Origin of the sequence: Bradyrhizobium sp. 1(2017), assembly GCF_011602485.2 — a bacterium.
In the GTDB taxonomy this organism is placed as follows: domain Bacteria; phylum Pseudomonadota; class Alphaproteobacteria; order Rhizobiales; family Xanthobacteraceae; genus Bradyrhizobium.
The window spans coordinates 5,539,047-5,562,403 of the sequence record NZ_CP050022.2 but is presented as its reverse complement, the minus strand read 5'-3'; the positions used below and the strand labels follow the sequence as shown (position 1 = coordinate 5,562,403).

Here is a 23,357-nt window from a genome sequence, read left to right as displayed (position 1 = left end):
GCGGTGCAACAGAAGGGTGGAGTGACGAAACGGTGCGGCTGGCTTCGAGATCATGATTTCAGAGGATCAACTGAAGCGCATCGCCGCCTGGTCGCGGGAGCTCACGCAAGCGGAGATCGAGGTCGCACGCGGTGGAATCACCGAACGGTCCTACGGCACCGGCGAGACCGTCTTCATGCGCGGCGATACCTTCGACTATTGGGCCGGCATGGTGGGCGGACTCGCCCGGATGGGCGGGGTGTCGCGCGACGGCAAGGAGACGAGTCTGGCCGGGCTGACGGCAGGCGCCTGGTTCGGCGAAGGCAGCGTGCTCAAGAACGAGCCGCGGCGCTATGACGTGGTCGCGCTGCGCGACAGCCGGGTCGCGCTGATGGAACGCAGCGCCTTCATGTGGCTGTTCGAGAACAGCGTCGGCTTCAACCGCTTTCTGGTGCGCCAGCTCAACGAGCGGCTCGGCCAATTCATCGGCATGCTCGAGGTCAACCGCACGCTGGATGCCACCGCGCGCCTCGCGCGCAGCATCGCCTCGCTGTTCAACCCGATCCTCTATCCCGAATCGACCGCCCATCTGGAGATCACCCAGGAGGAGATCGGCGCGCTCTCCGGCATGTCCCGCCAGAACGCCAACCGCGCGCTGAACCGGCTGGAGAAAGAGGGACTGCTGCGGCTCGAATATGGCGGCGTCACCATCCTCGATATCGAGCGGTTGCGCGGTTACGGGGATTAGAGCGTTTTCGAGCGAAGTGGATACGGTTCGCGTCAAGAAAACGCGTCAAGACGAAGATCTAGAGAGCCGTTCCAATTCATCGGAACGTGGCTCTAGCGCGCATTGGCCGGGGCGTGCTCCGGCCAGAGGTCGGCGCGCCAGCGGATTGCGATCGCCAGCATCGCGACGATCCCCGAGGCGGCATAGAGCGAGCCCGTGGCGGAATAGCCGATGATGTCGATCAGGCTGCCCGCGGCGAGCAAGCCGAGCGGCAGGCCATAGATCACCATCATGCGCACGCCCATGACGCGGCCGCGCAGATGGGCACTCGCCGTCCGCATCAGGATCACGGCGGCCGAAATCATCGACATGCTCTGCGCGATGCCGGCGAGGACGAGGCAGGCCATCGCCACCGGCATGGTCCTGACCTCGACGAAGACCAGCAGCATGGCGTACCAGGCCAGCGTCGCGCCGATCAGCAGCCGGGCAATGCGAAGTCCGCCGACGACGCTGAGCGTGATGGAGCCGATCAGCGAGCCGACGGCGAAGCTCGCCGAGAGATAGCCGAGGCCGGTCTGGTCGGTCTGAAAGATCTCGCGCGCGATGTAGGGCAGCAATCCGCCGGTGAAAGGAAACGCGGTGAGATTGGCCAGAAAGGCGACGCAGAGCGCCGCGCGCATTCCCGGGCCGTTCCAGGCGTAGACGACCCCCTCCTTGAGGTCGCCGAACAGCCGGGAAATGGCGTGGCTGTTCGCGGGAAGATCGCTCGTGGTGACGGTTCTCTTCGGCCTGGTCAGGCAGAGCATGAGGAGCGCGGCAGTGAAATAGAGGCAGGCGATCGCCACATAGACAAGGCCGATGCCGAGGACGGCGAACAGCCCGGCGCCCGTCAATGCTCCGGCGATGCGGGCGCTGTCCTGGGTAGTGCGCGCCACGCTGATGGCCCCGACCAGTTGCTCGGATGGCATGATCTCGGCCAGCAGCGCGCCCCGGACGCCGAGATCGGAGGGACGAATCAGGCCCATGATCGCGACGATGATCATGACGCTCAGCGGCGACAAATGACCGGTCAGCGCCAGGACCATGATGGTGGACGACAGCACCGTATATGCAAGACGCATCGCGACCAGGAGGTCGCGATGACCCATGCGATCGCCGATCATGCCGAAGACCGGCGCAACCAGTGTCCCGACGAATTGGAGCGAAGCAAGCACGGTGAGCAGCAGCACCGAGCCGGTCTCGACCAGGATGTACCAGCCGAGCACCAGCGTCTCGACCTCGAACGCCCAGGAGGTGAGCAGGTCGGATGGCCACTGGAAGCGATAGTTGCGGATGCGGAATGGCGCGAGCGCCGAAGACCGCGCGACTTCACTCACGTCGCGTTGACGCGTGTCACGGCGATTCCTTCTTGTTTCTTCTTCTGCGCGAGAACGTAGCGCCGGCGATGCCTGTGTCAATCAAAGCTGCCGCATGCCGCCATGCACGGCGGGTTCGGCGCGCCGGCCCGCCGCAAGCGCGTCACCGGTTTGCGCAGACGCGCGGGTCGGCTCGCGGGCAATGCCGCGATGTAGCGCCCTCTCGGATCAGTGCGTCGCCGGCTTCCGCTCCGCCAACGCTGCGGCCATCGCCGAGATCAGCGGGCGCATGAAATAGGCGTCCTCCGGCGGAGAGACGTCCGTCCGCAGGCCATGCGCGGCGAGCTCGCCGGAGACGGCCGGACCGACCGAGGCGATCAGCGTCCGCTCCAGGCCGGCGCGGAGGCGCGCCTCGCTGCCATGCGCCTTCGCGGCCTCAACCAGGCGGCGGACCTGGCCGAGATTGGTCAGCGCGACGGAATCGATCCGGCCCTCGGCCATGTCCTCGATCGCGGCGACGATGTTGGCATCCGCCGCCTTGGAGTCGTAGGCATAAGGCAGCACGCTATCGACCTCGGCGCCTTGCGCGGCAAGCGCGCCGGTCAGCGCACTGTGGTCCTTGTCCGGATAGAGCTGGAGGCCAAGACGCCGGCCCTTCAGGTCGAGCCTGCCAAGCATCTCGATCACGCCATCGGTGGTCGGCTTTTCCGTGGTCTGCTGCGCCTCGAGGCCGATTTCGCGCAGTGCCTTGCCGGGCTTCGGACCGCGGGTGAATTTTCGCGATTTCGCGAGCGCTGCCACCAGAGCCTGATCGAGCCTACGCGCGACGGCGAGCTTCATGATCCGCCGCAGGCCTTCGCCGGTCATCAGCACGAGATCGTCGAACGGCTTGTCGACGGCGCGGCGGATCCAGGCCTCGACCGAGGCCGGGTCCGGCGCATCCTGGATGGTGAACATCGGGCACTGCACGACTTCGGCGCCTTGCTCGGCCAGAAGCTTGGAAAACTGCGCCTCCTCGCGTGTTTCCAGGATCAGGATGCGGGTGCCGTTCAAGCGGTCGGCCATGGGTGCGCTCCGGTCAAATTCGCAATCGTCGATTCATCCTGACTCCGCGTGCGGGATTGGCGCAAGGGCGGGGTCGGTGATAGAGCAGGGCGCAAATCGCTGGACTTCGCAGCCTCTGCCCAATCCTTCATCAAGAGCCAAGCCTGTTCATCAACATGCCCGATCACCAATATGTCCTGACCCTGTCCTGTCCGGATCGCCCTGGCATCGTCTCGGCGGTGTCGACATTCCTCGCCCATAACGGACAGAACATTCTCGACGCCCAGCAGTTCGACGACGTCGAGACCAAGAAGTTCTTCATGCGGGTGGTGTTCACCGCGGCCGATCTCGCCGTGGAACTGTCGGCGCTCCAGACAGGCTTTGCGGCGATCGCCGAGCGTTTCGGAATGGAATGGCAGATGCGCGACCGCGCTGCGCATCGCAAGGTGATGCTGCTGGTGTCGAAGTCCGACCACTGCCTGGTCGACATCCTCTATCGCTGGCGCACCGGCGAATTGCCGATGATCCCGACCGCGATCGTCTCCAACCATCCGCGCGAGGTCTATTCCGGGCTCGATTTCGGCGGCATCCCGTTCCACCACCTGCCTGTGACGAAGGAGAGCAAGCGGGAGCAGGAGGACCAGATTATGGACCTCGTCGGCAACACCAAGACCGATCTCGTGGTGCTCGCGCGCTACATGCAGATCCTGTCCGATGATCTCTCGGCGAAACTGTCGGGCCGCTGCATCAACATCCACCACTCGTTCCTGCCGGGCTTCAAGGGCGCAAAACCCTATCACCAGGCCCATGAGCGCGGCGTCAAGCTGATCGGCGCCACCGCGCATTACGTCACTCGCGACCTCGACGAGGGCCCGATCATCGACCAGGACGTCGAGCGCATCAGCCATCGCGACACGCCGGAAGATCTGGTCCGCAAGGGCCGCGACATCGAGCGCCGCGTGCTCGCTCGCGCGATCCGCTACCATCTCGACGACCGCGTCATTCTCAACGGCCGCAAGACCGTGGTGTTCGTGGATTAGTGAGTGGTGAGTAGCGAATAGATAAAGGTAGTTTCCTTATTCGCTACCTATTCGCCATTAGCCTCTTATCGCACCGCGCCCGCCGACGAAGACCCCGTCGCGCCCTTCTGCGCCTGCTCTTCTTTTTCGCGGTCCGCCGCCGGCATCAGCCGCTTGCGTTCGCGCTCCTTCATGTAGGCGTCGTATTGCGGCGTGCCCGGGCGTGGCGGGGCATCGGCCGGCAGGCCGCCCGCCCATTGCGGGACGTAATCGCCCACGCCGGATGAGAGTCTTTCGTTGACGGTGCCGCAGCCGGCAAGGCTCGAAGCCAGCAGAACGAAGACGGCAGCGATCGACGACGAACGGAAGCGCATGAGTATCTTTATGTCGTGCCCTGTCGGGCGCGGGTGACGGGACGCCGAATGGCGCGGCGGTGGACTGTAGTCCACAACAAGTAAAATTGGCTTATTCGAAGACGGATTCCTCTGTATACATAAAGGTACGGTAGTAAGACTTTTTCGTGCTTGAGAGGGTTGCATCAGCTGATATGGTATACATAACGTATTCATCAGCGGGAAACCTTCGGGCATAACCTCACAGCTTCAGCGGCGAATGCCTTCGGGAATGTCGGCATTCTGCAAGTCAGAGGCGGAATGCTCCATTCACAGCCCGGTGGCGCGTCGCCAGAGTCGCCCTTCAAGGCATTCGCGAACACCTGATGCGAGCAGCGAAGGCTTTTTCGTTGACAAGTCCATTTTCTTTGTACAATCGTACAAATGTATCCTTGCTGCCGTCGACCAGGACTGCGCTTGCGCCCAATGGTCGCCCAAGGTTCGATTGACAACGGGGTTGCAGAGGACGCCATGTGGCCGCACGGCATGGCTTGTCCGCAAGTTGAAGCGCGGCAAGGACCGGGCACGCGGTTCAGGGCACAAGAGTCAGGAATGAAGGGGAGGGACGTCTGATGTTCGTACGCAAACAATTTCCTTGGGCGGCTGCGGTGGCTGCCATCTCCGGCCTCGTTGCCGTCGCGCCTGCGAAGGCGCAGGACGCCGTCAAGATCGGGCTGATCCTGCCGATGACCGGCGGTCAGGCCTCGACCGGCAAGCAGATCGAGAACGCGATCAAGCTCTACATGCAGCAGAAGGGCGATACCGTCGCCGGCAAGAAGGTCGAGATCATCCTCAAGGACGACGCGGCGATCCCCGACAAGACCAAGACGGCCGCACAGGAGCTGATCGTCAACGACAAGGTCAATTTCATCGCCGGCTTCGGCGTGACGCCCGCCGCGCTTGCGGCCGCGCCGCTCGCGACCCAGGCCAAGATCCCGGAAGTCGTCATGGCGGCCGGCACCTCGATCATCACCGAGCGTTCGCCCTACATCGTGCGCACCAGCTTCACGCTGGCGCAGTCCTCCACCATCATCGGCGACTGGGCGGTCAAGAACGGCATCAAGAAGGTGGCGACCCTGACCTCGGACTACGCGCCGGGCAATGACGCACTGAACTTCTTCAAGCAGCATTTCACCGCCGGTGGCGGCGAGGTGGTCGAAGAGGTCAAGACGCCGCTCGCCAATCCGGACTTCGCGCCGTTCCTCCAGCGCATGAAGGACGCCAAGCCGGACGCGATCTTCGTGTTCGTGCCCGCTGGCCAGGGCGGCAACTTCATGAAGCAGTATGCGGAGCGCGGCCTCGACAAGGCCGGCATCAAGGTGATCGGACCCGGTGACGTCACGGACGACGACCTGCTCAACAACATGGGCGACGCCGTGCTCGGCACCGTCACCGCGCACCTCTACTCCGCGGCGCATCCCTCGCAGATGAACAAGGATTTCGTCGCCGCTTACAAGAAGGCGTTCGGCACCCGCCCGGGCTTCATGGCCGTGGGCGGCTATGACGGCATTCACCTGATCTACGAAGCGCTGAAGAAGACGGGCGGCGACACCAACGGCGACAAGCTGATCGAAGCCATGAAGGGCCAGAAGTGGGAAAGCCCGCGCGGCCCGATCTCGATCGACCCCGAGACCCGCGACATCGTGCAGAACATCTACATCCGCAAGGTCGAGAAGGTCGACGGTGAGCTCTACAATGTCGAGTTCGCGACCTTCGAGGCCGTCAAGGATCTCGGCAAGACCAAGAAGTGACGCGCGAAAGCGCGTCATCCCCGAGCGCGCTTAGCGCGCATCGGGGATCTCGAAATTGTTGAAACGAGATTCCGGGTTCAGCGCTCCGCGCTGCCCCGGAATGACGAGTGATTACCAAGGTTCACCCGCTCCCGATGACCGCGATCCTCACCAATTTGTTCGATGGCGTTGCCTACGGCATGCTGCTGTTCGTGCTCGCTTGCGGGCTCGCGGTCACGCTCGGCCTGATGAACTTCGTCAATCTCGCCCATGGCGCCTTTGCCATGGCCGGCGGCTATATCTGCATGGTGCTGGTCAACCGGATGGGCTGGCCGTTCTTCGCCGCCCTGCCGCTCGCCTTCGTCTCAGCGGCGGCCATCGGCATCGCGCTCGAGCGTACGCTCTATCGACATCTCTATGCGCGCAGCCATCTCGACCAGGTGCTGTTCACCATCGGTCTGACCTTCATGTCGGTCGCGGCCGTCGACTACATCCAGGGCTCCTCGCGCGTCTTCATCAATTTGCCGGCCGCGCTCCAGGGTCAGTTCGACGTGTTCGGCGTCGGCATCGGCCGCTACCGGCTGATGATCATCGTGATCTGCGGCCTGCTCACCATCGGCCTGCAGATGGTGCTGGCGAAGACGCGCTTCGGCAGCCGCCTGCGCGCCGCGGTCGATGATCCCCGCGCCGCCAGCGGCCTCGGCATCAACGTGCCGCAGGTGTTCGCCTTCACCTTTGCCTTCGGGTGCGGTCTCGCCGGCCTCGGCGGCGCGCTGAGCGCCGAGATCCTCGGCCTCGACCCGTACTTCCCGCTGAAGTTCATGATCTACTTCCTGATCGTGGTCACCGTCGGCGGCTCCTCCTCGATCACCGGGCCGTTCCTGGCTTCCCTCCTGCTCGGCATCGGCGATGTCGCCGGGAAATATTACGTGCCGAAGATGGGACCCTTCGTGATCTACACCATGATGATCGTGATCCTGATCTGGCGCCCGAACGGCCTGTTCGGCCGCACGGCCGCGCGGTGAGTCCGCCGATGAGCGCTGCTTCCGACGTCGGTTATCACGCCCAGCGCCAGGCGCGCTGGCACTATGGCGAGATCGCCTTCTGGCTGATCGTACTGGCCTGCGGCTTTCTCTTTCCCACGCGCTATCTGATCATGACCGACATCCTGCGGCTGGCGCTGTTCACGATGTCGCTCGACCTCATCCTCGGTTATGCCGGCATCGTCTCGCTCGGCCATGCCGCGTTCTTCGGCGTCGGCGCCTATGCCGCAGGTCTCCTCGCGCTGCACGGCATCGTCAAGGAACCCGTGCTGGCGATGATCGTCGCCGGCCTTGCCGCGATGGTGCTCGGTTTTGCCACCAGCTTCCTGGTGATCCGCGGCGTCGACCTGACGCGTTTGATGGTCACGCTCGGCATCGCGCTGCTGCTGGAAGCACTCGCCGAACGCTTCTCCAACATTACCGGCGGCACCGATGGCTTGCAGGGCATCGAGATGCAGCCGATCTTCGGCGAGATTCCGTTCGACATGTTCGGCAAGACTGGCTTCTTCTATTCGCTGACCGTGCTGTTCCTGTTGTTCCTGTTCGCCCGCCGCGTGGTGCATTCGCCGTTCGGCCTGTCGCTGCGCGCGATCAAGAACAATCCGCTGCGCGCCGCCGCGATCGGCATTCCCGTCAACCGCCGCCTGATCGCGATCTACACGCTCGCGGCCTTCTATGCCGGCATCGCAGGCGCGTTGTTCACCCAGACCACCGCGATCGCCTCGCTCGACGTGTTCGCCTTCGAGCGCTCGGCGGACCTGATGCTGGTCCTGGTCATCGGCGGCACCGGCTATCTCTATGGCGGGCTGATCGGCGCGGTGGTGTTCCGCATGCTCCAGGAATTGTTCTCCACCATCACGCCGCAATATTGGCAGTTCTGGATCGGCCTCGTGCTGGTGCTGATCGTGCTGATCGGCCGTCAGCGCCTGCACCGCTGGGTGCTGTATGTCCCCAACCTGATCATCAAGCAGTTTGCCGGGCGCAAGGCCGTCGTCGCCGTGCCGGAGAGCGAGGCATGACCATCGCGCTCGAAACCCGGAATCTCGAAAAGACCTTCGGCGGCCTGCGCGTCACCCGCGACCTGTCCTTGAAGGTCGAGCAGGGCGCCCGCCATGCGCTGATCGGCCCGAACGGCGCCGGCAAGACCACGGTCATCAACCAGCTCACCGGCGTGCTCAAGCCGAACTCCGGCCGCATCCTGCTCGAAGGCCAGGACATCACCGATCTGCCCGTGCACAAGCGGGTGCTGCGCGGCCTGTCGCGGACCTTCCAGATCAACCAGCTCTATCCGGATCTCACCCCGCTCGAGACCATCGGACTTGCCGTCTCCGAGCGCCTCGGTCATGGCGGCGACTGGTGGCGGCGAATGGGCACGCGCAGCGACGTCAATGGCGAGATCGCCGATCTGCTCGCGCGCTTCCATCTGCTCGACGTCATGAACGAACAGACCGTGACGCTCCCTTACGGCAAGCAGCGCCTGCTCGAGATCGCGGTCGCGATCGCCGCCAAGCCGCGCGTCCTGCTGCTGGACGAGCCCGCCGCCGGCGTCCCCGAGAGCGAGCGCCACGACATTCTTGCCGTCGTCGGCGCGCTGCCGCGTGACGTAACCGTGCTCTTGATCGAGCACGACATGGACCTCGTCTTCTCCTTCGCAGACCGCATTTCGGTGCTGGTCTCGGGCGCGCTGCTCACCGAAGGCCCGCCCGAACAGGTCGCGCGAGATCCGCAAGTGAAGGCGGTCTATCTCGGCGAGGAGGCGGTCAATGTCTGACCTGCTCGCGATCGACTCGCTTCGCGCCGGTTATGGCGAGGCGGTGGTGCTGCCGAACATGTCGCTGCGCCTCGCCGAAGGGCAGGTGCTGGCACTGCTCGGCCGCAACGGCACCGGCAAGACCACGCTGATCAACTCCATCGTCGGCGTCACCCGCCGTTTCTCGGGCTCGATTGCGCTCGCCGGCACGGATGTCACCTTGCTCCGGCCCGACCAGCGGGCGCGCGCCGGCATCGGCTGGGTGCCGCAGGAGCGCAACATCTTCCGCTCGCTCACGGTGGAAGAGAACATGACCGCGGTGGCGCAGCCCGGCCCCTGGACCGTCGAGAAGGTCTACGAGATGTTCCCGCGGCTGAAGGAGCGGCGGAGCAATTTCGGCAACCAGCTATCCGGCGGCGAGCAGCAGATGCTGGCGATCGGCCGCGCGCTGACCCTCAATCCGAAAGTGCTGCTGCTGGACGAGCCGACCGAGGGCCTTGCCCCCATCATCGTCGAGGAGCTGCTCAAGGCGATCGGCAGCATCACGCGGGCAGGCGGCATCTGCTCGATCATCGTCGAGCAGAATGCCCAAAAGATTCTGGGGCTGGCCGACCGTGTCGTGATATTGGAGCGCGGAACGATCGTCCACGACGCGCCGAGCGCCGCGCTGAAAACCGACCCCTCGGTGCTGGAACGCCATCTCGGCGTCGCCGGGGCAGCGGCCCACTAGACGAAAATGTCCAGGGAGTAAGACATGCAGCGAACCAAAGCCCCCTTCCGCGCCGACGAGGTCGGCAGTCTTCTGCGCCCGGCCAAGATCAAGGAAGCCCGCAGCCGTCTCGAGAAGGGCGAGATCTCGGCCGACGATCTGCGCAAGATCGAGGACATGGAGATCGAGAAGGTCGTGCACAAGCAGGCCTCGCTCGGGCTCAAGCTCGCGACTGACGGCGAATTCCGCCGCTCCTGGTGGCATTTCGACTTTCTCGCCAAGCTCACCGGCTGCGAGCTGTTCCACCCCGACGCCGGCATCCAGTTCACCGGCGTGCAGACCCGTCACGATGCGGTGCGCGTGATCGGCAAGCTCGACTTCCCCGACGACCACCCGATGCTCGACCATTTCCGTTTCCTGAAGAAGTCCGCCGACCAGGCCCACGTCACCGCCAAGATGACGATCCCGTCGCCCGCGGTGCTGCACTTCCGCGGCGGCCGCAAGTCGATCTCCAAGGACGTCTATCCCGATCTCGACGCCTTCTACGAGGATCTCGGCAAGACCTATCGCAAGGCGGTGAAGGCGTTCTACGACGCCGGTTGCCGCTATCTCCAGTTCGACGACACCGTCTGGGCCTATCTCTGCTCGCAGGACGAATTGCAGAAGGCGCGCGAGCGCGGCGACAATCCGGACGGTCTCCAGCAGATCTATGCCCGCGTCATCAACTACGCGCTGGCCGAGAAGCCCGCCGACATGGTGGTGACGACGCATGTCTGCCGCGGCAATTTCCGCTCGACCTGGATCTCTTCGGGCGGCTACGAGCCGGTCGCCGAGACCATGCTCGCCGGCACCAATTACGACGGCTATTTCCTCGAATACGACAGCGACCGCGCCGGCGGCTTCGAGCCGCTCCGCTTCCTGCCCAAGGGCAACAAGGTCGTCGTGGTCGGCGTCATCACCTCGAAGTTCGGCGAGCTCGAGAAGAAGGACGACATCAAGCGCCGTCTGGAAGAAGCCGCCAAGTTTGCGCCGCTGGAGCAGCTCGCGCTCTCCCCGCAATGCGGCTTTGCCTCGACGGAAGAGGGCAACATCCTCTCCGAGGAGGAGCAATGGGCCAAGCTCAGCCTCGCGGTCGAGATCGCGAAAGAAGTTTGGGGCAACTGAGCTCTGCACTGTTCGTCGCGCCGGCGACCGAAAGTCTCGCTGCGCCCTGGGTGTCGTCCCGGCTTTCGCCGGGGCGGCATGATAGGGTGCGGTCGCCGCCTCACGTCGACCAGCCCGCTCGCTCGGCCAGATAGACCACGCCCGGCAACGAAGAGTTCGGCCGCGGCGCCTGCTTCTGGTTCGTGGCCGACACCGCTCAGCCGCATCCACGTCAGCATCTGCCGAACCTCCAGCCTCGGCGCGCCGTCATGGCGCGCGTGAGCGGCGAGTTCGCGCCTTCGCCGTCGCGCGCGGCCCGGCCCGGCGCGGTCGTGTCGGCAAAGGCGGTGGGATTGTCTTGATCCGCTATTTCCCCAGTGGGCAGAATTTGCTAGGATATGTGTCCCATTCTTTCTGCCCACCGCTTTCCCACATATGAAGAACGACGAAATCCTGAGCCAAATCACCGAGTTCTGCCGCAAGGCGGATATGGCGGAATCGACCTTTGGCCGCCGCGCGGTGAACGATGGGAAGCTGGTGCATCGCCTGCGCGAGGGAAAGCGCATCACCATCGACACCTTGGAGCGGATCCAGGCCTATATGGCCGCCTCCATGGCTGGCGGCGTGCCGCCGCCGCGAGGACTTCAGGTCCCGCCGGAAAAGCGCGATCCGCGTGGCAATTTCCGCTTCTTCGAGAACCGCCAGAAATACCTGCTGTTCGTCCACACCTGCAGCGAAAAACGGGTGATCGCGGACCGGGTTGCGCTGGAGCTCGCCTCCATCCATCCGCGCCCGCCGGCGCTGCGCCTGTTCGACGCGGGCGTCGGCGACGGCACGGTGCTGGCGCGGGTGCTGCGCGCAACTCACCAGCGCTTCCCACACATGCCGTTCTATGTCGCGGGCAAGGAGCTCAGTCTCGAGGACCTGCGCCTGACGCTGGAGAAGGTGCCGGATCGCATTTTCGAGCATCCCGCATCGGTGTTCGTCTTCACCAACATGTTCTACGCGGAGGCGCCCTGGCTCACGCCGGCATCGCCTGCGGCGGCGGCCGCCACCGTCTGGCATGAGGTGCCGCTGCGTGGCGGCTCATCGGGCGAGTTCGAGCAGCAAATCGCGGAGCTGAGGCCGTTTCTGGAGCAGAACTGGCGCGCGGCGATCAGCCCACGCACGGCCATGCCCCTCTACGAGCGGCCGGTCGTCCTCGTGCTCTATCGCGAGGACCACAGGTTCCTGCTGGATTCGACCATTCCGCGTCCGGGCCAGACCGAGGCCAATTTCGACCTCGTCATCGCATCCCAGCCCTACCGGGCGCTGTCCTCGGTCAATTTCCGGGCCAAGCGGATCATTGCGCCCCTGGCCCGGGCGCTTCGGCCGGGGGGCAGGCTGATCGGAATCCACTCCCACGGCCAGGATCCGGGCATGGAAATGATCCAGGCGATCTGGCCCGGAGAAAATCCTTTCTCGGTCAGCCGTCATGAGCTACTTCGTGCCGTTAAATATGAACTTGGGTCGGTGGGCCGCGACTTAAATTTTAATGCTTATGCGGATAACCGTTCGATCTTCAGGTATGATATGGAAGCGCTGCCCAACGAGGTCACTGGCACCATCGGAACCTCGACGGCCTTTGCAGCGTGGAATGCGGCGGTGTATGTCGCTCAGATTGAGGACGACCGGTTGACAGAAATGACTCAAAACGGCCGCACTCTGGATGCCGCCAGGGACGTGCTGCGAAAGTACAATGGGCTCTGGTTTCTCGACGAATCCTACGTCATCTCGCGTCGGCGTGATTGACATCATCAAAAGTAAACATCGCAAACGCCCGCCGGCTAGCGGCGGAACAAGGGGTTACTGATGCGCGCGTCCTATCTCTTCACCAGCGAGTCCGTGTCCGAGGGTCATCCGGACAAGGTCTGTGACCGGATCTCCGACGAGATCGTCGACCTGTTCTATCGCGAAGGGCCGAAGGCGGGCATCGACCCCTGGCAGATCCGCGCCGCCTGCGAGACGCTGGCAACCACCAACAAGGTGGTGATCGCCGGCGAGACCCGCGGTCCGAAGTCGGTGACCAACGAGCAGATCGAGAGCGTGGTCCGCGGCGCGATCAAGGACATCGGCTACGAGCAGGACGGTTTCCATTGGAAGACCTGCGACATCGAGATCCTGCTGCATCCGCAGTCGGCCGACATCGCGCAAGGCGTCGATGCGCTGCAGCCGGGCGAGGTCAAGGAAGAAGGCGCGGGCGACCAGGGCATCATGTTCGGTTACGCCACCAACGAGACGCCCGACCTGATGCCGGCGCCGATCTTCTACGCCCACAAGATCCTCCGCCTCATCTCCGAAGCCCGTCACTCCGGCAAGGAGAAGGTGCTCGGTCCGGACTCCAAGAGCCAGGTCACCGTGCAGTACGAGAACGGCAAGCCGGTCGGCGTGCGCGAGATCGTGGTTTCGCATCAGCATCTGGTCGAGGACATCTCGTCCAAGCAGATCCGCGACATCGTCGAGCCCTATGTGCGCGAGGCGCTGCCGAAGGACTGGATCACGCCGAAGACGATCTGGCACATCAACCCGACCGGCAAGTTCTACATCGGCGGTCCCGACGGCGATTCCGGCCTGACCGGCCGCAAGATCATCGTCGACACCTATGGCGGTGCGGCCCCGCATGGCGGCGGCGCGTTCTCCGGCAAGGATCCGACCAAGGTCGACCGCTCTGCGGCCTATGCCGCGCGCTACGTCGCCAAGAACATCGTCGCCGCCGGCCTTGCCGACCGCTGCACGCTGCAGCTCGCCTACGCCATCGGCGTCGCGCGTCCGCTGTCGATCTACATCGACACCCACGGCACCGGTAAGGTGTCGGAGGACCAGCTCGAGAAGGCCGCCGCCAAGGCGATGGACCTCACCCCGCGCGGTATCCGTAGCCATCTCGATCTCAACCGGCCGATCTACGCGCGCACCTCGGCCTACGGCCATTTCGGCCGCACGCCCGATAACGAGGGCGGCTTCTCCTGGGAGAAGACCGATCTCGTCGAGCAGCTCAAGCGCGCGCTCTAATCTACGCGACATCCCGGGGCGCTTACGCGAGCGCGCCCGGGATCCTCATCCGTCACATCGAGATTCCGGGGTTCGGCTCTTCGAGGCGCCCCGGAATGACGAGTTCAACAACAGGACACTCGCCATGAACGCGAAGCCCGGCTTCACCGATTACATCGTCAAGGACATTTCGCTCGCCGATTTCGGCCGCAAGGAACTCTCGCTGGCCGAGACCGAGATGCCCGGCCTGATGGCCACCCGCGAGGAGTACGGCCCGAAGCAGCCGCTGAAGGGCGCGCGTATCGCGGGCTCGCTGCACATGACGATCCAGACCGGCGTGCTGATCGAGACGCTGGCAGCCCTCGGCGCCGACATCCGCTGGGTCTCCTGCAACATCTATTCGACGCAGGACCATGCCGCCGCCGCGATCGCGGCCGCCGGCATTCCGGTCTTCGCGGTCAAGGGTGAGAGCCTGACCGAATATTGGGACTACACCGCCAAGCTGTTCGACTGGCACGGCGGCGGTCACCCGAACATGATCCTCGACGACGGCGGCGACGCCACCATGTACGTCCATCTCGGCCTGCGCGCCGAAAAGGGTGATACCGCCTTCCTCGACAAGCCGGGCTCCGAGGAAGAGGAAATCTTCTTCGCGCTTCTGAAGAAGCAGCTCAAGGAGAAGCCGAAGGGTTACTTCGCCGCGATCGCCGAGAGCATCAAGGGCGTTTCCGAAGAGACCACCACGGGCGTTCATCGTCTCTATGACATGCAGAAAGCCGGCACGCTGCTGTGGCCGGCGATCAACGTCAACGACAGCGTCACCAAGTCGAAGTTCGACAACCTCTATGGCTGCCGTGAATCGCTGGTCGACGGCATCCGCCGCGGTACCGACGTGATGCTGTCGGGCAAGGTCGCGATGGTCGCCGGCTTCGGCGACGTCGGCAAGGGCTCGGCGGCTTCGCTGCGCCAGGCCGGCTGCCGCGTCATGGTGTCGGAAGTCGATCCGATCTGCGCGCTGCAGGCCGCGATGGAAGGCTACGAGGTCGTGACCATGGAAGACGCCGCGCCCCGCGCCGACATCTTCGTGACCGCGACCGGCAACAAGGACATCATCACCATCGAGCACATGCGCGCGATGAAGGATCGCGCCATCGTCTGCAACATCGGCCACTTCGACAACGAGATCCAGATCGCGTCTCTGCGCAATCTGAAGTGGACCAACATCAAGCCGCAGGTCGACGAGATCGAGTTCCCCGACAAGCATCGCATCATCATGCTGTCGGAAGGCCGCCTCGTGAACCTCGGCAACGCGATGGGGCACCCGTCCTTCGTGATGTCGGCGTCCTTCACCAACCAGACGCTGGCGCAGATCGAGCTGTTCGCCAACAACAGGGACGGCAAGTACAAGAAGGAAGTCTACGTGCTGCCCAAGACCCTCGACGAGAAGGTCGCCCGCCTGCACCTCGCCAAGATCGGCGTGAAGCTCACCGAGCTGCGCAAGGACCAGGCCGACTACATTGGCGTGAAGCAGGAAGGCCCGTACAAGTCGGATCATTACCGCTACTGATCGGTACGCAGTTGCGACAAAGGCCCCGGAGCGATCCGGGGCTTTTTTTGTTGCGTCCCCCTGTGGTACGCTTTCAGGTAGAGCCAGAACAAGCCCGCCACTTCGGAAGCGGGTGGCCGCGTTTCCCACGTTCATTGTCAAATGCATATGGAGGGAATGCGATGTCCAGCGAAGCCAACGTTCAGTTGCTCAAGGAAGCCTATCGGCGGTGGAACGACAGCAAGGGCGGCAGCGTCGATTATTGGTTCGACAGCGTGATCGGCCCGCAGATCAAATTCGACTCGCTGCCGCAGGGGGCTCCGGCGGTGCCCTTTGCCAGGTGTTATGACGACCGCACCAAGCTGCGTGGCTATTTCGATGGTCTGCTGGCTGACTGGAGCATGCGGCACTACACCATGAATGAATACGTCGCGCAGGGCGACGCCGTTTTCGCGCGCGGCTCGTGTGCCTGGACCAACAAAAGGACCGGGAAGGTCGCTGAGACCCCGAAGGTCGATTTCTGGCGCTTCAAGGACGGCAAGGCGATCGAATTCTACGAGTATTTCGACACGGCCCTTGTCTACGGCGCTGCCACCGCCTGACGGTTGCAATTCAGCCCGGCGTCGCCCATCCTGTGTCGGGGAGAAGCGCCATGGCTGAAGCCAAAGAACATTTCGACGTCCTCATCGTCGGTGCCGGCCTGTCCGGCATCGGGGCGGGCTATCATTTGCAGACGAAGTGCCCGACCAAGAGCTACGTCATCCTCGAGGGGCGCGACTGCATCGGCGGCACCTGGGATCTGTTTCGTTATCCCGGCATCCGCTCCGACAGCGACATGTTCACGCTCGGCTATTCCTTCAAGCCGTGGACCGATCCGAAGGCGATCGCCGACGGGCCGCAGATCCTGGACTATGTGCGCGAGACCGCGACTGAGAACGGCATCGAGAAGCGCATCCGCTTCCGCCATCGCGTCAAGCGCGCCGCGTGGTCGACATCTGAGGCGCGCTGGACCGTCGAGGCGGAGCGGACGGCAGGCGGAGGCGTGACGGAGCTGGTGCGCTTCACCTGCAATTTCCTGTTCATGTGCTCGGGCTATTACAAATACGAGGCCGGCTACACCCCGGAGTTCAAGGGTGTCGGAGACTTCGCCGGCCATATCGTGCATCCGCAGAAATGGACCGATGACATCGACTACGAGGGAAAACGCGTCGTCGTGATCGGTTCGGGCGCGACGGCAGTGACGCTGGTGCCGGAGCTCGCCAAGAAGGCGGCGCAGGTCACCATGCTGCAGCGCTCGCCGACCTATGTAGTGTCGCGTCCGGCGCAGGATCCCGTCGCCAACAAGCTGCGCCGCAATCTGCCGGCACGCTTGGCCTATCATCTGATCCGCTGGCGCAACGTGATGTGGGGGATGTTCTTCTTCCAGCTCAGCCGGCGCCGGCCGGCGAAGGTGAAGGACCTGATCCTCAAAGGCGTGCAGATGGCGCTCGGCCCCGGCTATGATGTCGCCACCCATTTCACGCCGCGCTACAATCCCTGGGACCAGCGGCTGTGCCTCGTGCCTGATGGCGACTTGTTCAAGGCCATCCGTGAGCAGCGCGCTTCAGTCGTCACCAATGAAATCGACACGTTCACGCGCGACGGCATTCGTCTCAAGGACGGCCGGGAGCTTGCAGCCGACATCATCGTCACCGCAACCGGGCTGGTGCTCCAGGTCGTCGGCGGCCTCGAGATCAGCGTCGATGGCCGTACCGTCGATTTTGCCAATACGCTGACCTACAAGGGCATGATGTACGCGGACGTGCCCAACATGGCCTCGGCCTTCGGCTACACCAGCGCGTCCTGGACGCTGAAATGCGATCTCACCTGCGAATATGTCTGCCGGCTCATCAACTACATGGACCGGCACAATTTCCGCCAGTGCATGCCGCACAATGACGATCCTGAGATCACCGTGCAGCCGTCGCTCGATTTCACCTCGGGTTATGTGCAGCGCTCGGTGGCAAAAATGCCGAAACAGGGCTCGAAGCGGCCATGGCGGCTTTATCAGAACTATGCGTTCGACATCGTCTCGTTACGCTTCGGCCGGATCGACGACGGCGTGATGCAGTATTCCTGATCGCGCCGCCGCCTGCGGTTACGCTTTGCGCGTGGTCAGCGCGAGGCCAAGGTCGATCGCGAGCGCCAGGACGACGGCGCCGCCGCCGAGAGAAAACAGGACCAGATAATCGCCGCCGGTTTGCGCGTAGATCCAGGAGAAGCCGTAGGCGGCGGCTGCCTGGAACAGCGCAAAGCTGGTGGTGGCGTGGCTCCATGTCGCGCGCTGCTGCTCGGTCGCGTGCGGGATCAGCTCATGGATGCGTCCGAGCACCAGCGGTACGATGCCGGGCGTGAAGGCTCCGACCACCACGCTCGACACGATCAGCGAGGCAGGTGCCGTGCTGACGGTCGGGAGCAGCACCGCGGCCGCCTCGATCAGGAAGGCCGCGCGCAGCGCCGGACCAAACCCGGAGCGATCACCGAGATGGCCGGTGACGAGCGGTCCCACGATCGCGCCGAGGCCATACAGCACCCAATAGCGCGATCCCGCGGCAATGCCGTGGCCGAGGCCGCGTGCGACGAAGTCGACGATGAACACCATATGCGGCACCAGCGCCACGGCGTTGAGACCGTACTGGATCAGCAGTGCACGTTCGACTGGCGAGGCGCGATGGTGCTTCGGCTGATGCGAGGGTGCCGCATCAGCCTTGACGTCGGCCGGCCAGTTCCACCAGCTCGCCAGCGTCAGCACGGCCGAGAGTATGCCGAGGCCATACCAGCTCTGCTGCAGGCCCTGCTGCAGCAACAGCGGCACCAGCGTGCCTGACGCGGCGACGCCGAGGCCGACGCCCGCAAAGATCACGCCGCCGACAAGGCCGCGTCTGGTGACCGAGGTGTGCGGCAAAATGACGGACGCTGCGAGCACCATGATGATGCCTCCGGTGAGGCCGGACAGAAAACGCCACGCGAAGAACCAGGTGAACGAGACCGGGGCCGAGCTGGCGAAGAAGGAGAGGGTGGCGAGCAGCATCATTGCGCGCAGCGCGCGGACCGCGCCGATCCGGATTGCGACGGCGCGCGCCGCGAGTGCGCCGGCGAGATAGCCGGCAAGGTTCGCCGCGCCCAGATAGACGACGTCGGACGCACTGAACCATTTCGCGGCGATCAGGGCCGGGATCAGCGGCGTGTACGAAAAGCGAGCAAGACCGAGCCCAACCAGCGAGGCGGCCAAGCCTGCCACGGCGTATCGCCACGTTCGTTGTGAGGTCTGTTGTATGTCTGATCCCGGCCGCCGGTGCGGCCGGGTCTTCAAGTGCTGCTTGGTATTTGCGTTGGTCATGTCATCCTCCAGCGCGCAATGGCGCGCGGATCATCCGGTCTGGGCAGCGCGGCGACGCCGGAATTCCTGCACGGGCAGGCCGCCCCAGCCCCAATTATCGGTGTCGACTTCCTCGATCACGACGAAGGTGGATTCCGGCGGCTTGCCGAGCACGTCGAGCAGGAGCTGGCTCGAGCCCTTGATCAGCGCGGCCTTCTCCTCCGCCGTGATCGACGCCGCTCCCGGCGTCGATCCCTCGCGGGTCACTTGAATGGTGACGATGGGCATGTGTCTCTCCCTCGTTCAGTGGCCGGCGCTTTGGCCGCCATCGACATGCAGGATCTCGCCGGTGACGAACGAGGCGCCCTCGAGATAGAGCACGGCATCGACGATGTCGGACATCTCGCCCATGTGACCGACGGGATGCAGCGCGTCGAGCTGAGCATGCGTTGCCACCGGGTGCATCGGTGACTTGATGATCCCAGGCGAAACCGCGTTCACGCGGATGCCGCGCCTGGCATATTCGATCGCCAGCGATTTCGTCGCGGCGTTGAGCCCGCCTTTGCTCAACGAGGCCAGTACCGAGGGCACGTTGGAGTTGGCGTGATCGACCAGGGTGGTCGTGATCTGGACGACGTGGCCGGAGCCTTGCTTCTCCATCTCGGCGGTCGCGAGCTGCGTGATGTGGAAAAAGCCTGCGACGTTGGTGCCCATCACCGCCGCATAATCTTCGGCCGTGTATTGGGTGAACGGCTTTGCGACGAAGATGCCGGCATTGTTGACCAGCGTGTCGACGCGGCCAAAGCGGGCGATGGCTTGGGACACCGCGCGCTCGGCGGTGGTCCGGTCGGCAATGTCGCCGGGAATGGCGAGGACGTCATCGTCACCCGACGGCTTGATGGAGCGCGCCGTTGCGACGACGCGATAGTTGCGATCGCGAAAACCCTGGACCAGGGCGGCGCCGATGCCCTGCGAGGCTCCGGTGACGATGGCGACCTTTTGCTCGATACCCATGACGGGCTCCTGTTGTTGCCTTTGAGATTTGGCGCCAGCAGCGGCTGGCTTGGCCATTGACGTACGCCGCGGCGCCCCGGATGCGAATACGCGCTGTCCGGCAGACATTCTTTCGCGCGGCGAGCGAATGGCGGCGCGGCATCCCAGCCGGTTGTCGCGGCAGCGGCGAACGCCTAGCCTGCGGGCGGAATCTCAGGGGGCGGCGGGAAGCGCATGGATCGTCTGGATGCGATGAAGGTGTTCGTCCTCGCGGTGGACGAGGGCAGCCTGGCCGCCGCGGGCCGTAAGCTCGGCCGCTCGCCGGCTGCGGTGAGCCGCGCCATCGCCTTTCTCGAGGAGCGTGTCGGCGCCGAGCTGCTGCACCGGACCACGCGCTCGATCAAGCTGAGCGAGGAGGGCGAGCGCTATGTCGCGATCTGCCGCCGCGTGCTCTCCGAGCTGGAGGAGGCCGACGACATCGCGGCCGGACCGCGCACCGCGCCGCGTGGCCTGCTCACGATCACTGCTCCCGTGGTGTCGGGTGAGATGGTGCTGCGGCCGATCCTGGATGGGTTTCTCGATGCCTATCCGACGGTGTCAGCGAAGCTGTTGCTGTTCGACCGCGCGGTCAACCTGATCGAGGAGGGCATCGATATCGCGCTCCGGATCGGACCTCTCGCGGACTCGGCGATGGTGGCGATGAGGGTCGGCGAGATCAGCCGCGTCGTGGTCGCTGCCCCGCGCTATCTGAAGCAGCATCCGCGCATCAATGAGCCGGGCGATCTGGCAAAACATCAGATCGTGGCGATGGCGCACCTTCCGAATTCCTGGACCTTTGCGCCGCGGGCCGGCTCATCGGCTGCGCGGACTGTGCAATTCACGCCTCGGCTCGTCGTCAACAGCACCTATGCCGCGGTGGCCTCGGCAGTCGCCGGGCGCGGCGTGGCGCGGATGTATTCGTACCAGGTGGCCGAGCAGGTCGCGCGCGGCGAGCTCGAGATCGTGCTGGCTGGTGATGCGGATCCGGAAATGCCCGCACATCTCATCTGCCCGCAGGGCCGGCTCTCGGTGTCGAAGGTGCGCGCCTTCACCGACTTCGCCGTGCCAAGGCTGAAGAAGCAGTTTGCACTACTGAAGAAGAGTATCAGTGCGCGCTGAGCTGCTTCGCGCCCCGCAATGCGTTGTTTTGCGTATACGGCGGCCCGGATGAATCGGCGATGGTTCCAAAACGGTTAACGCCGATTTAACGGATCAGTCCTAGCCTGTCTCGGCCGGGGTACTCGCAAGGCCGAGGTGAGCCCAATGGAAGCCCAGAGAATCGCGGTCGACGCCGTCGTCGCGCTGACCGATTGCGACCGCGACGCCGTCATCGCGTTCATCCGCCGACTCTATCTCGCCGGCGTCACCGATCCCAAGCGTCTGACCTTCAAGGGGCTCCAGGCACTGTCCCGGGCTTGATTAGGGCTAGTTTCGGCCCTATCGGCCCCGAGGTCCGTCCGAGCGCTCTCTCCAGCGTGATTGCAACCCGCAGGTGAATATCTTGCTGCTTGCGGCGGGCAGGAGTAGATCACGTCTCCGGCTGGGTCACTGGGGAACGGGGAAATGTTGAAACAGCTTTTTGCGCCGCAACTTGTCATTCTATATGTGCTGGCGGCCTCAACGATTTACGTTCACTTCCGCGGCAAGCAGCGGCTGCGCTTCGCGCGCCAGCTCGGTGATCACTCGACCTACCTCGCTCCCTACAATGTGCTGATGTATGCGGGCTCGGCGGTGCCGAACAAGCCGGTGATCTCAGTCGAGCAGTTTCCGGAGCTCAAGCCGCTGAGCGAGAATTGGGAGACCATCCGCGACGAAGCGGTGCGCCTGTTCGACAAAGGCTTCATTCGTGTCGCCGCCAAGAACAACGACTGGGGTTTCTACTCCTTCTTCAAGAGCGGCTGGAAGCGGTTCTACCTGAAATGGTACGACGACTTCCTGCCCTCGGCGCGCACGCTGTGCCCGAGGACGGTGGAGCTGCTCAACGCGATTCCGTCGGTGCACGGCGCGATGTTTGCGATGCTGCCGCCCGGCGGCAAGCTGGGAGCCCACCGCGATCCGTTCGCAGGCTCGCTGCGCTATCACCTCGGTCTCGTCACGCCCAACTCGAACAAGTGCCGGATCCTCGTCGACGGCGTCGAATGCGTCTGGCGCGACGGCGAAGCCTTCATGTTCGACGAGACCTTCATCCACAGCGCGGAGAATGCGACCGACGTCAATCGCATCATCCTGTTCTGCGACATCGAGCGCCCGATGAAATTCGGCTTCTTGACCGCGATCAACCGCTGGGTCAGCCATCACATCGTCAAGGCGTCGGCGACCCAGAACGTCGACGGCGAGAGTGTCGGCGTGCTCAACAAGGTGTTCGGCAAGCTCTACGAGATCCATCTCGCCAGCCGCAAGGTGAAGGAGTGGAATCGCAACGTCTACTACACGCTGAAGTATTCGCTGACGGCGTTGGTTCTTGGCCTCATAGTGCTGTCGGCGTTGCGGTAGCGTCGAGGTGCGTAGGGTGGATTAGCGAAGCGTAATCCACCATTCCACTGAACAACATTTGCCGCCGTATGTTGTGGCGCGATGCGTTGGCCGATTACGCTTCGCTAATCCGCCCTTCCAAAACCCCGGAGCGTGCTCCGGGGTTTTCTTTTTCATGACCCTGCCGCGGGCCTCACACCGCCTTGGCGCCGGTGTTGATGATCGACCCCACATGCTGGCCGCGCAGCGCCGCGCTGATCCGGCCCGGCACGAGGCCGTTCACCACCTGCACGCGCGCAATGTGCCGTGCGTTCGCCATCACCTCCAGCAGCGCGGGATCGAACGGTAGCGTGCCCTTGAGCTTTGCGAGCTCGGCGAAGCTGGTTTCCTTGAGCAGCTCGGCTTTTTTGCCATCGGCGCCATTCGGGTCGGTGCTGTAGACGCCGTCGACATCCTCCACGATCGTGAGGCCGGCGGCGCCGAGCGCGTCGGCGAGCAGGAAGGCGCCAGTATCGGCCCGATGCAGCGGGATGCGCGAGGTCGGGAACTCATGATGGTGGTAGGGCGGGAAGGCGCTGCCGACCACCGCGCGGGCCGCACTGAGATGAATCGCGAGCTGGCTCGCGACGGTAGGATGCTCAATGTAGGAGACGCCCTCGGGCGCGAGCAGGCTTGCAAGGATGTGGCCGTTCTGGCCGGCTTCGCTGGCCGCGAGCGGCGCGAGTGATCCAACGGGAAGGCCGAGGTCGAGACCCACGCTGTAGAGGTGGCGTGCGCGGATGCCGGCGCCGGTCAGGATGAGCAAGCGATGCTCTGGCAGGAGGGACCGCAACTCGTTGACGAGCGGGATGATCGCTTCGTGACCGCGGTCCATGATACGGCCGCCGATCTTGATCACCTGGAGCCAGGGCAGCAGCCTGATCGGGCTGTTGCCGGCAACGGGACGGGTGAGGTCGCTGTCGAGCAAGGTCTGGCGCGCGAGCGGCGATGCGACGTGCTTGATCTGGTTGGTGTCAGCCATGACGGTGTGC

General features: G+C 64.2%; 23 protein-coding genes. 16 read left to right on the top strand and 7 right to left on the bottom strand.

Annotated features, from left to right (window positions below; genetic code table 11):
• Positions 1–52 precede the first annotated feature (52 nt).
• On the top strand, positions 53–727 hold the full coding sequence (locus HAP40_RS26470) for a Crp/Fnr family transcriptional regulator (protein ID WP_166814981.1): 675 nt from the start codon (positions 53–55) through the stop codon (positions 725–727).
• A 92-nt stretch (positions 728–819) separates the two neighbouring features.
• On the opposite strand, the gene HAP40_RS26465 is transcribed toward HAP40_RS26470, so the two are convergent.
• Positions 820–2,082 (bottom strand): MFS transporter, encoded by a 1,263-nt coding sequence (locus HAP40_RS26465; protein WP_166814982.1) that lies wholly within the window; start codon positions 2,080–2,082, stop codon positions 820–822.
• A gap of 207 nt (positions 2,083–2,289) precedes the next feature.
• The gene (locus tag HAP40_RS26460; RefSeq protein WP_166814983.1) at positions 2,290–3,126 is read right to left on the bottom strand and encodes a uroporphyrinogen-III synthase; all 837 of its coding nucleotides are present in this window, start codon (positions 3,124–3,126) and stop codon (positions 2,290–2,292) included.
• Between the two features lie 155 nt (positions 3,127–3,281).
• On the opposite strand from HAP40_RS26460, the gene purU reads away from it, so the two are divergent.
• The gene (purU, locus tag HAP40_RS26455; protein ID WP_166814984.1) at positions 3,282–4,145 is read left to right on the top strand and encodes a formyltetrahydrofolate deformylase; all 864 of its coding nucleotides are present in this window, start codon (positions 3,282–3,284) and stop codon (positions 4,143–4,145) included.
• A gap of 65 nt (positions 4,146–4,210) precedes the next feature.
• Here purU and HAP40_RS26450 read toward each other — a convergent pair whose 3' ends face one another.
• On the bottom strand, positions 4,211–4,498 hold the full coding sequence (locus HAP40_RS26450) for a hypothetical protein (protein WP_166814985.1): 288 nt from the start codon (positions 4,496–4,498) through the stop codon (positions 4,211–4,213).
• Positions 4,499–5,088: 590 nt separating this feature from the next.
• Between HAP40_RS26450 and HAP40_RS26445 the strand changes: the two genes are divergently transcribed.
• The 11 genes from HAP40_RS26445 to HAP40_RS26395 all read left to right on the top strand — a co-directional run bounded on the left by HAP40_RS26445 (position 5,089) and on the right by HAP40_RS26395 (position 17,583).
• Positions 5,089–6,267 (top strand): ABC transporter substrate-binding protein, encoded by a 1,179-nt coding sequence (locus tag HAP40_RS26445; RefSeq protein WP_166814986.1) that lies wholly within the window; start codon positions 5,089–5,091, stop codon positions 6,265–6,267.
• A 134-nt stretch (positions 6,268–6,401) separates the two neighbouring features.
• The gene (locus HAP40_RS26440; RefSeq protein WP_166819358.1) at positions 6,402–7,271 is read left to right on the top strand and encodes a branched-chain amino acid ABC transporter permease; all 870 of its coding nucleotides are present in this window, start codon (positions 6,402–6,404) and stop codon (positions 7,269–7,271) included.
• 8 nt (positions 7,272–7,279) lie between these two features.
• Positions 7,280–8,308: a branched-chain amino acid ABC transporter permease gene (locus tag HAP40_RS26435; protein ID WP_166814987.1), complete on the top strand. Its 1,029-nt coding sequence runs from the start codon at positions 7,280–7,282 to the stop codon at positions 8,306–8,308.
• A complete protein-coding gene (locus tag HAP40_RS26430; RefSeq protein ID WP_166814988.1) occupies positions 8,305–9,060 on the top strand; it encodes an ABC transporter ATP-binding protein in 756 nt (251 codons plus the stop codon). Before HAP40_RS26435 ends, HAP40_RS26430 begins: the two co-directional genes overlap by 4 nt.
• The gene (locus HAP40_RS26425; protein ID WP_166814989.1) at positions 9,053–9,769 is read left to right on the top strand and encodes an ABC transporter ATP-binding protein; all 717 of its coding nucleotides are present in this window, start codon (positions 9,053–9,055) and stop codon (positions 9,767–9,769) included. The genes HAP40_RS26430 and HAP40_RS26425 overlap by 8 nt, the downstream gene beginning before the upstream one ends.
• A gap of 24 nt (positions 9,770–9,793) precedes the next feature.
• Positions 9,794–10,912, top strand: coding sequence for a cobalamin-independent methionine synthase II family protein (locus tag HAP40_RS26420; RefSeq protein WP_166814990.1), 1,119 nt, complete (start codon positions 9,794–9,796; stop codon positions 10,910–10,912).
• 414 nt (positions 10,913–11,326) lie between these two features.
• Positions 11,327–12,682: a hypothetical protein gene (locus HAP40_RS26415; RefSeq protein ID WP_166814991.1), complete on the top strand. Its 1,356-nt coding sequence runs from the start codon at positions 11,327–11,329 to the stop codon at positions 12,680–12,682.
• A 60-nt stretch (positions 12,683–12,742) separates the two neighbouring features.
• The gene (gene metK, locus HAP40_RS26410; RefSeq protein WP_166814992.1) at positions 12,743–13,939 is read left to right on the top strand and encodes a methionine adenosyltransferase; all 1,197 of its coding nucleotides are present in this window, start codon (positions 12,743–12,745) and stop codon (positions 13,937–13,939) included.
• Between the two features lie 124 nt (positions 13,940–14,063).
• Positions 14,064–15,485 (top strand): adenosylhomocysteinase, encoded by a 1,422-nt coding sequence (gene ahcY, locus HAP40_RS26405; protein ID WP_166814993.1) that lies wholly within the window; start codon positions 14,064–14,066, stop codon positions 15,483–15,485.
• Between the two features lie 161 nt (positions 15,486–15,646).
• Positions 15,647–16,066, top strand: coding sequence for a nuclear transport factor 2 family protein (locus HAP40_RS26400; RefSeq protein ID WP_166814994.1), 420 nt, complete (start codon positions 15,647–15,649; stop codon positions 16,064–16,066).
• Positions 16,067–16,116: 50 nt separating this feature from the next.
• Positions 16,117–17,583 carry a flavin-containing monooxygenase gene (locus tag HAP40_RS26395; RefSeq protein WP_166814995.1) on the top strand — a complete coding sequence of 489 codons (1,467 nt, stop codon included), beginning with the start codon at positions 16,117–16,119 and terminating at the stop codon, positions 17,581–17,583.
• A gap of 18 nt (positions 17,584–17,601) precedes the next feature.
• Here the strand turns inward: HAP40_RS26395 and HAP40_RS26390 are convergent, their stop codons facing one another.
• From HAP40_RS26390 to HAP40_RS26380, 3 genes are read right to left on the bottom strand one after another with little or no spacing between them, the layout of a single operon-like run.
• Entirely contained in the window at positions 17,602–18,843 is a 1,242-nt protein-coding gene (locus HAP40_RS26390; protein ID WP_166814996.1) for a YbfB/YjiJ family MFS transporter, read from the bottom strand.
• Positions 18,844–18,873: 30 nt separating this feature from the next.
• Positions 18,874–19,110 carry a tautomerase family protein gene (locus tag HAP40_RS26385; protein WP_166814997.1) on the bottom strand — a complete coding sequence of 79 codons (237 nt, stop codon included), beginning with the start codon at positions 19,108–19,110 and terminating at the stop codon, positions 18,874–18,876.
• 15 nt (positions 19,111–19,125) lie between these two features.
• A complete protein-coding gene (locus tag HAP40_RS26380; protein WP_166814998.1) occupies positions 19,126–19,836 on the bottom strand; it encodes an SDR family NAD(P)-dependent oxidoreductase in 711 nt (236 codons plus the stop codon).
• 213 nt (positions 19,837–20,049) lie between these two features.
• On the opposite strand from HAP40_RS26380, the gene HAP40_RS26375 reads away from it, so the two are divergent.
• The 3 genes from HAP40_RS26375 to HAP40_RS26365 all read left to right on the top strand — a co-directional run bounded on the left by HAP40_RS26375 (position 20,050) and on the right by HAP40_RS26365 (position 22,347).
• On the top strand, positions 20,050–20,973 hold the full coding sequence (locus HAP40_RS26375; protein WP_166814999.1) for a LysR family transcriptional regulator: 924 nt from the start codon (positions 20,050–20,052) through the stop codon (positions 20,971–20,973).
• 144 nt (positions 20,974–21,117) lie between these two features.
• A complete protein-coding gene (locus HAP40_RS26370) occupies positions 21,118–21,273 on the top strand; it encodes a hypothetical protein (protein ID WP_007612486.1) in 156 nt (51 codons plus the stop codon).
• A 144-nt stretch (positions 21,274–21,417) separates the two neighbouring features.
• Positions 21,418–22,347, top strand: a complete 930-nt coding sequence (locus tag HAP40_RS26365; protein ID WP_166815000.1) for an aspartyl/asparaginyl beta-hydroxylase domain-containing protein — start codon at positions 21,418–21,420, stop codon at positions 22,345–22,347.
• A gap of 172 nt (positions 22,348–22,519) precedes the next feature.
• On the opposite strand, the gene HAP40_RS26360 is transcribed toward HAP40_RS26365, so the two are convergent.
• Positions 22,520–23,347, bottom strand: a complete 828-nt coding sequence (locus HAP40_RS26360) for a molybdenum storage protein subunit alpha (protein WP_166815001.1) — start codon at positions 23,345–23,347, stop codon at positions 22,520–22,522.
• Positions 23,348–23,357: the final 10 nt, after the last annotated feature.